The sequence below is a fragment of the Dankookia rubra genome (assembly GCF_004355005.1).
Taxonomy (GTDB): Bacteria; Pseudomonadota; Alphaproteobacteria; order Acetobacterales; family Acetobacteraceae; genus Paracraurococcus; species Paracraurococcus ruber_A.
In genome coordinates this window covers 1-10,284 of sequence record NZ_SMSJ01000138.1, presented here as the reverse complement: position 1 = coordinate 10,284, position 10,284 = coordinate 1, and the positions used below count along the sequence as shown (strand labels likewise).

Here is a 10,284-nt window from a genome sequence, read left to right as displayed (position 1 = left end):
CCGGCAGCACGGGCAAACCTCGGGGCGGTGGGCAATCCTCTCGGAGACATTGTCGCTCAGGGGCCGGCTGTGGCCCGCGTGGCCCGGCTTGGCCCCTCCAGGCTTGGCGCGCTCGCGCCTCTCCTTCCGGTCTGTGGACGGCGGCTTGGAGGATGTGCGTGACGTCTTCTCCGGCCGCTGCAACCGCAGCACCAGCTCGATCAGCTCCGCCTTGCTCAGCCGCTCGAGCGCATCCCGCTGCATGCCAGGATCGAATCAGCCAACCCACTCCCGCGCAAGGGGGGTGGGTAATTACAATCCTGGCCGCTCGCGCTGATGAGTTTGGGCCGGTCATGCGCAACACGGTCCGCCATCTCTCTCCTGGGCCAAATTCAAAAGTTTATGCATTATCTGTGTAATAATTTTATTATTAGAATCAAATCCCTATTAACACGAGTTCAGATCATTATGAATTGGGTAGCAATTTTATTGCGATTACCTAAATAGGGGCTTTCGGCGAAGCGGTAGATAAGGTTCGATAAGTGCGTGTTAACAAACTTAAAAATTTCTTTAAATTCAATCAAATGTAGCCGTTGCGGAAGGGCTGCAATTTGTAAGTGTTCTTCCCCATACGCAATATGATGGCCATACTCGCTCTCTTAGGCGTCTAAGCAGTATGCTTCGTACCACCTCATAAAGCAACATCTTTAACTTCATAAGTGAAACAGTTTTGCTATATTAATCAAAAAGACATAACCGACCGAGTTGCGTGCTTTGCTGGGCTGGCGTTCTCAACGGTCCGCTTTGGGAAGGTGGACGTCGTCGGATGGGGTTAGCAACTCCTCTTTGAATAGCCTTGACAGGACTGGATCCAGCGCATCGGCCTCTGCGAGTGCCCAGGCTGCCCATTGCCTCAAGGCGCTGGGCTCAGCCATATCGGGCCGTGCGGTGACCCGTGCCTGCACGGCCGCGACGTAGCGTCTGATCCGCTCGGCACGCTCCAATGCGTCAGCGCCGTCCATAAGAGCCGTGAAGCGGGCCTTTGCCGCAGCAGCTTCCCGGGCCGCGCGCTCGGCCTTGGCACGCTCCGCAGCCACGCGCGTCTTCTGGGCTTCCTCCGCACGGTTCTTCACCGCCAACTCGTACGACTGGACAGCCCCTCGCCGTGCAGCTGCCTCCGCCGTTAATAGGAGGCCACAAGCAATCTTTCCGAGCTGGTCCTCAAGGGGCGTAGCGTCGTCTCGCCAGGTTTGCAGCGGTGGAGCAGATTCTGGTGAATGGCTCGTTATGTCGAAGCGGAGTCGCTCGTCGGAAGGTGGCTGTAAATGCTCACCATAAAAGGGGTAACCGTGTTCTCCTCCTTCGATCGCTAGGAGAAAATGGACTGCAAGCAAATACCGGATTGAGACAGTGAACTCCTCGCCTGCATGTTTGCTGCCGTAGACCTTCAGCCCCAGTTTTTCCAAGGCGAGAATCAACGTAGACAGGATCCGCAGACGCCGCTGCTGGATCGGTCTATCGAACTTTGGTTGAGATTTGTTGTAGAGATCGTTGGAAGTGATCTTGGCACGACGCTCCTCATCTCGCCTCAGAAGCCGAGCGACGATCAGGGGTGGCCTGGACAAAGAGTTGGGTACCCGAATCTCGCCCACAGCGGCCTGAATCCGCTGCGTCACTTCGTCCATGGTCTTGAACGCTGGGCGCGAAAGATCACGACTGCCGGCTAGGCAAGTGCTGGACTTGTGGGCGGGGAACAAGCCACTGAGACTCGCAGCGCCTGCTACCGTCGGTAGTGGTGGAAGAGGCTGGGGCGTGACCTTCTTCCCCGTCCGCACTTTTTCCCAGTGATCCGGCGGTGGGACGGGCACGTTCGCCTTGCGGCAGTGTCTGGCGAGTGTCACGTCGGAAATACCCTGCTCCATCGCCGCTGCTCGCATCGGCTTTGACCAAACCAGGGCATGTAGCTCTTCGCGCGTCATCACCGCCTCGTCGCACGCCGCCTTGCGCATGACCCGATGCTTGTCGAAGAAGTGCAAAGGCATCAAGGTGTGGCCGCAGGCCATGACGTGCTTCGGACTCCGCACCGCGGCACTGGATCATGCGGAACGAAGTGGCCGATGATGGACCAGTCGGAAATCATCCGAACTGCCACCAAGTTCTGCTTCCCCATCGGCACCGAAAGGCCGCCCCGCAACAGCTCTTCGATCTAGGCTCAGGACCCATTAACTGCTTGCGGCGGCTCGGGCGGGTGTGATTCTGAGCGGGGCAGAGGTGCCGCCATGGCCGAGCCGCCGTTCCTACGGTAGCGTCCGTCAACGTGGTGGAATTTGCTGCTGGGCTTGGTGCGGCCACGGCTCAGGCGGGCCTGGGTGGCAGTTGCGGGGTCTCGTTGGTGGGCACTGGGTTGAGCATCTCGCCCATGGCCTCGACGCCCATGTAGCGGTGCTGCATCTGCCATTCGTCATTGGCCTCGAGCAGGACGGCGCCAATGAGGCGGATGATGGAGGGCTCGGAGGGAAAGATGCCGACCACGTCGGCGCGGCGCTTCACCTCCTTGTTCAAGCGCTCCAACGGGTTCGTCGAGTGCAGCTTGGTCCTGTGCTGCGCTGGGAACGCCATGTAGGCGAGCACGTCGTCCTCGCTGTCGTCCATGAGGGTGCCGAGCTTGGGCCAGCGTTCGCGGAGCTGGTCGGCGACGTGGCGCCAGGTCTGTCGTGCGCTGGCCTGGTCGGGCTGCAGGAACGCCTGACGCAGCGCGGCGGATGCCATGGACTGCTGGGCCTTGCCGACATGGGCCAAGGCATTCCTCATCCAATGCACGATCCGAACGCAATCGACGTGCTGCGGCTGGTCATGTCGCTCCCCTTTGCCGGAGCGGGACCGGCGACCAAACGGCAGCGTCGGGATGCCAAGTTCCCTCGCGGCGAGGGATAGGCGTTCGGACGGGGGCTCCTGCCGTGGAGGCCTCCGTCGATGCCGCGATCGTCGTCCGCCCCTGTCGGCCCGTGCTGGACGGTCCGCTCAGTCCCGATCCGCACGCGTGACGGCCCTGACAGGCTGGACCAGGTCTACCGCCGTCTGCTTGCCGATCCGACCGCGGCCGGCACGCCACCGCTACGCTCCGTCGCTGTCCCCATGAGGGGTGAGCCATCATGCATGTCGCCATCTACGCCCGTGTGTCCACCGAACGGCAGGAACGCCACCAGACCATCGACAGCCAACTCGCCGCCTTGCGGGCCTGGGCAGCCAGCGAGGCCCGCGACCTGGACGAGGCGCATGTCTTCCGCGACGAAGGCTACAGCGGCGCACGCCTCGACCGACCAGGCCTCGATGCCCTGCGCGACACCGTCCGCGACGGAGCCGTAGAGCACGTCGCGGTGCTGAGCCCCGACCGTCTGGCGCGGCGCTACGCCTATCAGGTTCTGCTGCTCGAGGAGTTCCGCAGGGCAGGTTGTCAGGTGACGTTCCTGCAGCATCCGATCTCGGACGACCCGAATGACCAGCTTCTGCTGCAGATCCAGGGCGCCATTGCCGAATACGAGCGTGCCGTGATGGGCGAGCGCTTCCGCCGCGGCAAACTGCAGAAAGCCCGCGAGGGTCACTATCAGTGCGGCCGCGCGCCCTACGGCTATCGGTATGTGCCACGCCACGACACTGCGCCAGGCCACCTCGTCGTCGACGAGGCCGAGGCGGAGCTGGTGCGCATGATCTACGGCTGGCTCACCGATGAGCAGATGACCATCCGGCAGATCCTCAAGCGCTTAAACGCTGGGCCGCACTTCCCGCGCTCCGGCCGGCATCCCTGGTCGCCCTCGGTCGTGCACCACATCCTGGCCGACCCGGTCTACGCAGGCACGGCCTACGCCAACCGCTACACCTTCGTGCCGCCCAAGAAGCCCCGCCGCGACCGAGGGCCGCGCAGCCATGAGGCCTCATGCCGCCAACCCAAACCGCGCGAGCTGTGGATCGCCATCTCCGTGCCGGCCCTGGTCGAGGTCGATACCTGGGATAGGGCGCAGACGCAGCTGGCGCGCAATGCCGCGCTCTCGTTCAGGAACAACACGAAGTACGATTATCTGCTGCGGTGCCTGCTGACCTGCCGGACCTGTGGCCTGGCGATGTTCGGCCGCACCTACAAAGCGACCGCGGGCCAACCCGAGAGGCGCTACTACCAGTGCCACGGCAAAGACTGCATCCTGACCGCTCGACCAGCGAAATGCCCGAGCCGCAACGTCAAGGCTGTGGAGATCGAAGCCACGGTCTGGGACCATGTCGCCGGCCTGCTCGCTGATCCGGCCCGGCTGGTGGCGCAGTTCGCACGCTTTGCTGCCGTGGAGGCAGGATCCGATCGTGAGCGGGCCGCGGACCAGTTGCTCCGCACGCGAATGGACCGAACCGACCGCGCCGACAAGCGCCTGCTGGACGCCTACGAGGCCGGCGCCGTCAGCCTGGCCGAGATGTCCGAGCGACGCCACCGCCTCGCCGAGGAGCGACGCGGCCTGGAACGGCAGCAGCAGGACAGGGACCGGCTACACCAGCAGCGCGCCCAGGCCGAGGCGGTACGGACCAGCCTGGAGGCCTTCTGCGCCCGCGTGGGCACGCGCCTGGAGGATGCCAGCCTCACCGACAAGCAGGCGATCTTGCAGCTGGTCATCGAGCGCATCATCGTCGGCGACGGCAGCCTGGAGATCCGCCATGTCATTCCACTCTCCCCCGGCCAGCCAAACGGTAGCGGCACATCTACCCCTGAATCGCGATTGCGTTCGGATGGTGTGGACCCGGCACCGTTGCCACGTTGCGCCGAGCACGCGGGCGATCGCCGCCTTGAGCCCTTCGTGGGCATCGGAGACGACCAGCTTCACGCCTTTCAGGCCGCGCTTCACCAGGCTCCTGAGAAAGCTGGACCAGAAGGTCTCGGCTTCGGAGGGGCCGATGTGCAGACCGACGATCTCGCGCCGTCCCTCGGCATCGCAGGCCACGGCGATTATCGCCGCGACGGAGACGATCCGGCCGCCCTCGCGCTGCCGGAGATAGGTGGCGTCCAGCCAGAGATACGGCCACTCGCCGGAGAGCGGCCGGTCGAGAAAGGCCGAGACCCGCTCGTCGATGTCCTTGCAGAGCTTCGAGACGGTGGACTTCGAGATGCCGGACAGGCCCATCGCCTGCACCAGGTCATCCACCCGCCGGGTCGAGACCCCGCCGATCCACGCCTCTTGGATCACCGCCACCAGGGCCTTCTCCGAAGTCTTCCGGGGCTCCAGGAAGGGCGGGTAGTAGCTGCCCTGCCGCAACTTCGGGATCCGGAGCTGCAGCGAGCCCAGCCGGGTGTCGAGCGTGCGGTCGCGGAAGCCATTGCGGTAGTTCAGCCGCTCGCCGGTGCGCTCGTGCCGCCCGGCCCCGATCAGGCCTTCCACGTCGGCCTCCATCAGCATCTGCAGCACCGCCTCGGCGACGCTGCGCAGGAAGTCACCATCCCCAGCTTTCGCCAGCAGGTCAGCCAGTGGCAGTCTCTCCTCGGTCATCGGGTCCTCGGCCGGTCAGGGGTGGGAGCCTCGCAACTCCACCCTAGCCGCCAGGTCCGATGGCCACCCCAGCCCTACACCCCGGCCGAAACCGGAATTTCCACCACCTCCACGGACGCTACCGTTCCTACTCACCCCCCCTGCCCAGGCGGTGCATCGCAACCCGCTACGACCGATGCGCCACCACCTTTTTCGGCACCGTCCTTCGACACCGTCACCCTCGCCGACATCGTCACCTTCTGGCTTGGGCAATGATTTCTGAGCCTAGAGCGCCGCCCCCACAGGGGCGGCGCTTCGCAGCTATCCACCTCTGAGAGGCTTGCCTGTTCAATCATCGGCTCGGCGCAAGACGTAGTTCGCAAAGCTGTCGTCGGGCTTCGCGGCAGGGTCCTTCGGGAAGTCGACGACGTCGACGTCGATGCCATCCGGTGTCCATGTGACCTCTATGAGGAGATTCACAGGATCGCCGTTCGCAGCGTCAATCAGGTCTAGCGCAATGGAGAAGGCCTCCAGTTGCTCTTCCTTTCGAAAGCCACGTGGAGGACCGTGAATGCAGACGAGACCCGCGTGCAGATCCACGCCCGCATACTCACCAGCATTCCCCGGCGCTAAAGCGGGACCGCGAAAATCCTCCGCATTCCTGGTGACAAAGCAGTATCCGCCCTCGATGATGATCGGCTTCAGCTGCCCATCGAGGAGGCGCTCCTTCGAGATGTCTCGCAGGTGATACGCCTCGTAGCCACGCTCATGCGCGAGCCATGCCAACTCGACCGTGAGGCAGGCATCAATAAGAACTCGCGCGCGACTCACCCCTCGACGGTCTCGGGGCGACGTGGGGGTTGGATCGTGGGGCGAGGCATGCGGCCACTGGCGATGAGGCGACCGTCCCTAGGCACACGGTCGGCCAAGCGCTGACGTGGGCGCCCGCGAGGCGGCTCGACGCGCGCATAGAGAACGGCCAGGTGGACCTGTTCCTCAGAGAGATCCGGGTAGCTCGTGACGATCTCTGCTAGCGACGTTCCAGCCTCGACTGCGGCTGCGACATCGTAGACAGGGATCCGCGTGTTGCGGATCACCGGCTGTGAACCACCCAGGATTGCTGGATCGGTGTGGACCATGTCACGAGCTCGGTTGAGCTCCCTCTTGCGCTGCTCGACCTCCCTGAAGAAGCCGGACAGGTCAGCTGTGACGCCATGACCCAGGGCGACCGGTCGGGGGCGATTTCGGTAGGCCCAGAGCCGACGGATCGCCCCAGTCCTCCCCTGGGATGCGATGATGTTGATGACCAGGCGCCGAGCCTCTGGGCTCAGCTGATCATTCCGAAAGTAAAATCCTACGAGCGCCACGGCATCGCATGCGACCAAGCGCCTTTCTCCATCCCGGATCAGCGCTGTCGGCAAGATCTGTTCGTCAAAGATCCGATGTACCTTGCGCACGTCCACCATAGCCAGCGCTGCGGCCTCTGTTGCCGTAACCATTTCTGCAACATTAGACATGGCGATAAACCTTCCGACTGATTGGAAGATATAAGGCGACCTCAAAATTTGCAAGGAGGATGATTGCCTTGTGGCCAGTTCGGCGATCGTAGGCGGTTGTTCGCCCGCCCTGGCGGTCATGCGCCGAGAGCTTTGACGGTGCGGCTAGGGAGCGCATCCAGAACCGCGCCCGGGGCCGACGAGTGCTGGTGGCGCACCTGCGTACCCGCCCCCCGAGCCCGCTCCAGGACCTCTGCAGCCACCAGGACCGAGCCCATGGCGTCGTCCCCCACGGGACGCGGGTACCTGCGATCACGGCCTCTCAGCTGCCGAGAACCTCCGGATCAATCATGATCATAACCCACTGTCCCAGAAGCATTTTTCCTGCATTTCTCCGGTTTTACCAAATTGCGGGAAAAATCGGCCCACATCAGAGACATAGCCCATTTAGATAGAAGTATTCCTAAGTCCCCGGCACCCGGTTTAAGCTGCCGGAATGAACGAACTGATCCCCTTTATGTGGTTAGCCGGGCTATTCGGCATCGCGTTCGGCAGTATCGGTCTTGTCTACTACGGCGTAGCCTTTCTCCGGCTCCTCTGGCAGCGGCGTGTCAAGACACCTCGACGATAGTCGCAGCCGATGGACCCGCTGTGGTACTGCACGGAGCTATGGCCAAAACTGGGTGATGGCGGGCTGAGAGAGGCGGCGCATCTAGCCCGGATTATGCGCCAGGGCTGACGGGCATGGTCTGAACCGTTGTGCGGTCATAGGATTGGGCTGCGACACACAAATCCAGCCGCGATCGGAGACCATGCCCGTCAAGGTTGAAGCTACCCCGCCTCTGGCCGGCCTGTCACCGGTCTGCGGCAAGCCCATCGTCGCCCGCTTCGACGGTGGGCAACTCTCTTCTGACGGTGGCCTGCTCGCGCTGCGCGAAGTCGAGCGCCGGCTCGGCGTCGCCGACCGGCTCGCGGCCTGCGTCGAGGACCCGCGCGCTCCCGAACGGGTTCGGCACGGCATCGCGGACATCCTGCGCTTTCGCATGCTGATGATCGCGGCTGGCTATGAGGACGGCAATGACGCCGACAGCTTGCGGCATGACCCGGTCTTCAAGCTGGCCCTCGACCATCTGCCCGACGGTGCCGCGCTCTGCTCGCAGCCAACCATCTCGCGGCTCGAGAACCTACCGGGACCGCGGGCCCTGCTGCGGATGGCCCGCGCCATGGTCGGGCTGTACTGCGCCAGCTTCCGGCAGCTGCCGCGGCGCATCATCCTGGACGTGGATGACACCTTCGACGCCGTCCACGGTGGGCAGCAGCTGCGGCTCTTCAACGCCTACTACGACGAGTATGGCTTCCAGCCCATCGTCGTCTTTGACGGCGAGGGCCGGCCTGTGGCCGCCATGCTGCGCCCGGCCTGCCGGCCCAGTGGTGCCGAGGCCCGCGCCTTCCTGCGCCGGCTGGTGCGCGAGATCCGTAGCCACTGGCCCCGGGTGGAGATCCTGATCCGCGCCGACAGCCACTACTGCGCGCCGGACGTCCTCGATTTCTGTCGGGCCGAGCGGCTGGATTTCATCCTCGCCGTGGCCTCCACCACCACGCTGCGCCGCCACGTCCAGGCGCTCGAGACGAGCACCGCGGCGCGCTACGCGGTGGCCAGCAACGCGGGCAAGCAGCGCCGCTACACCGAGTTCTACGACGGCGCCGGGAGCTGGAGCCGGGTCGAGCGGATCATCGCTCGCGTTGAGGCCGGCCCGGAGGGCGTCGACACTCGCTTCGTCGTCACCAACCTCACCAGCGGCACGGCACGCAGGCTCTATGAGCGGGCCTACTGTCAAAGGGGACAGGCGGAGAATCATCTGAAAGCCTGGAAACGGCACCTCGCCGCGGATCGTACGTCTTGCAGCAGAAGCAGCGCCAACCAGCTCCGCCTCATGTTGCACACTGGCGCCTACTGGCTGCTTTGGTCGCTACGCAGCCTCATGCCGAAGCGCTCAATCTGGCGCGTGGCTCAGTTCGACACCCTCCGCCTGCGCCTGGTCAAGCTCGCCGCGCGCGTCGTCGCGCTGAAGACCCGGGTCATGCTGCACTTGCCCAGCGCCTATCCGACCAAGGCCATCCTGCGCCTCGCTCTCGAGCGCATGCCTCGCCTGGTCTGTTGACCGTCGAGGCGGATGCCCCAGCCGAGCCCCCCAACCGCAACCAGCCAACCCCGCAATCTGCAGCAAGGCGCCCCTCCCGAGGCCGGCATCGGGAATGCGCGACTGCACAACTACGCGGCGAGCGATCCAGCGCTGTTTCAGGCCTCGTTCCAGACCTCACGAATTTTCCGGGCTAGGCGGGTGGTGTGATGATGATGACAGCCGCTTACCTTTCAGTATTCACGAAGGGCCGCCTCAACGGCGATACCAACAAAGTTAGGTACGTCCAGATCGAGCGCCTCGCCGATTAGACGGGCGGCCTCCAGATCGAGGATGGGCTTACCTGTCCTGAGACCATCGACGAAGGCCGGTTCGACACCGGCTTTCCCGGCAAGATCGTCGACCGAGAGCTCCGCAGCTTGCAGAATCTCGCCAAAGGCAAAGGCTAGGCCCCGCTCACGCAGCAGGGTTCGGTACTCGCTACGTCGATTGACGGCGCGTGTTTCCGGATCCCGAGGGTCAATGAAGCCCCGACGCTTGCGGAGCCACCCGTAGGCGACATCAACGTTGACCGTGCCCGGCTCGCCAGGCCGGCGCCCTGCCTCAACCTTGATGCTTTCCGCACTGAGCGAGTTGCGGATGGCGGGCTCCCTCATGCTGGCGAGCAGCGCGAGCTCGCGGATCGTCAGGTCGTCGCCACGCTCGAGTTGCCAACGAGCAAAGGCAGTATCGACGACCACTCGGCACTTGCTGTCCGGGTTCGCCATAGGCGAGATCCAGCCATCGATTGACTGCATGTTGCTGACTGCCACAATCGCGGCAGGTCGCAGGGTTCGGGGCGGCCGAGCTCAGTCCTTATCGGACCGGAGCCGTGTAATTACCCACCCCCTTGCGCGGAAGTGGGTTGGCTGATTCGATCCTGGCATGCAGCGGGACGAGCTTGAACGGCTGAGCAAGACGGAGCTGATCGAGTTGGTGCTGCGGCTGCAGCGGCCGGAGAAGACCTCGCGCACGTCTTCCAAGCCGCCGTCCGCGGACCGGAAGGAACGGCGCGAGCATGCCAAACCTGGAGGCGCCAAGCCGGGTCACGCGGATCACAGCCGACCCTTGAGCGACGATGTCTCCGAGAGGACTGCCCACCGCCCCGACATTTGCCCCTGCTGCCGA

General features: G+C 64.0%; 5 protein-coding genes and 5 pseudogenes. 3 read left to right on the top strand and 7 right to left on the bottom strand.

Features of this window, described 5'->3' with window-relative positions:
• From E2C06_RS33550 to E2C06_RS33540, 3 genes and pseudogenes are all read right to left on the bottom strand, one after another.
• A pseudogene (locus E2C06_RS33550) lies at window positions 1-243 on the bottom strand (IS66 family transposase); the annotation flags it as partial.
• 527 nt (window positions 244-770) lie between these two features.
• Window positions 771-2,042 (bottom strand): hypothetical protein, encoded by a 1,272-nt coding sequence (locus tag E2C06_RS33545; RefSeq protein WP_133292908.1) that lies wholly within the window; start codon window positions 2,040-2,042, stop codon window positions 771-773.
• 292 nt (window positions 2,043-2,334) lie between these two features.
• Window positions 2,335-2,799, bottom strand: a pseudogene (locus E2C06_RS33540) (transposase); the annotation flags it as partial.
• Between the two features lie 332 nt (window positions 2,800-3,131).
• Between E2C06_RS33540 and E2C06_RS39975 the strand changes: the two are divergent.
• A pseudogene (locus E2C06_RS39975) lies at window positions 3,132-4,241 on the top strand (recombinase family protein); the annotation flags it as partial.
• A 501-nt stretch (window positions 4,242-4,742) separates the two neighbouring features.
• Here the strand turns inward: E2C06_RS39975 and E2C06_RS39970 are convergent.
• From E2C06_RS39970 to E2C06_RS33525, 3 genes and pseudogenes are all read right to left on the bottom strand, one after another.
• Window positions 4,743-5,501, bottom strand: a pseudogene (locus E2C06_RS39970) (IS256 family transposase); the annotation flags it as partial.
• A gap of 327 nt (window positions 5,502-5,828) precedes the next feature.
• Window positions 5,829-6,311 (bottom strand): DUF5615 family PIN-like protein, encoded by a 483-nt coding sequence (locus E2C06_RS38145; RefSeq protein WP_165982836.1) that lies wholly within the window; start codon window positions 6,309-6,311, stop codon window positions 5,829-5,831.
• Window positions 6,308-7,117 carry a DUF433 domain-containing protein gene (locus tag E2C06_RS33525; RefSeq protein ID WP_133292906.1) on the bottom strand — a complete coding sequence of 270 codons (810 nt, stop codon included), beginning with the start codon at window positions 7,115-7,117 and terminating at the stop codon, window positions 6,308-6,310. The genes E2C06_RS38145 and E2C06_RS33525 overlap by 4 nt, the downstream gene beginning before the upstream one ends.
• A gap of 671 nt (window positions 7,118-7,788) precedes the next feature.
• Here E2C06_RS33525 and E2C06_RS33520 point away from each other — a divergent pair.
• Window positions 7,789-9,138: an IS1380 family transposase gene (locus tag E2C06_RS33520; RefSeq protein ID WP_133292905.1), complete on the top strand. Its 1,350-nt coding sequence runs from the start codon at window positions 7,789-7,791 to the stop codon at window positions 9,136-9,138.
• Window positions 9,139-9,350: 212 nt separating this feature from the next.
• Here E2C06_RS33520 and E2C06_RS33515 read toward each other — a convergent pair whose 3' ends face one another.
• Window positions 9,351-9,914: a hypothetical protein gene (locus tag E2C06_RS33515; protein ID WP_133292904.1), complete on the bottom strand. Its 564-nt coding sequence runs from the start codon at window positions 9,912-9,914 to the stop codon at window positions 9,351-9,353.
• A 127-nt stretch (window positions 9,915-10,041) separates the two neighbouring features.
• Here E2C06_RS33515 and E2C06_RS33510 point away from each other — a divergent pair.
• Window positions 10,042-10,284 (top strand): annotated as a pseudogene (locus tag E2C06_RS33510) (IS66 family transposase); the annotation flags it as partial.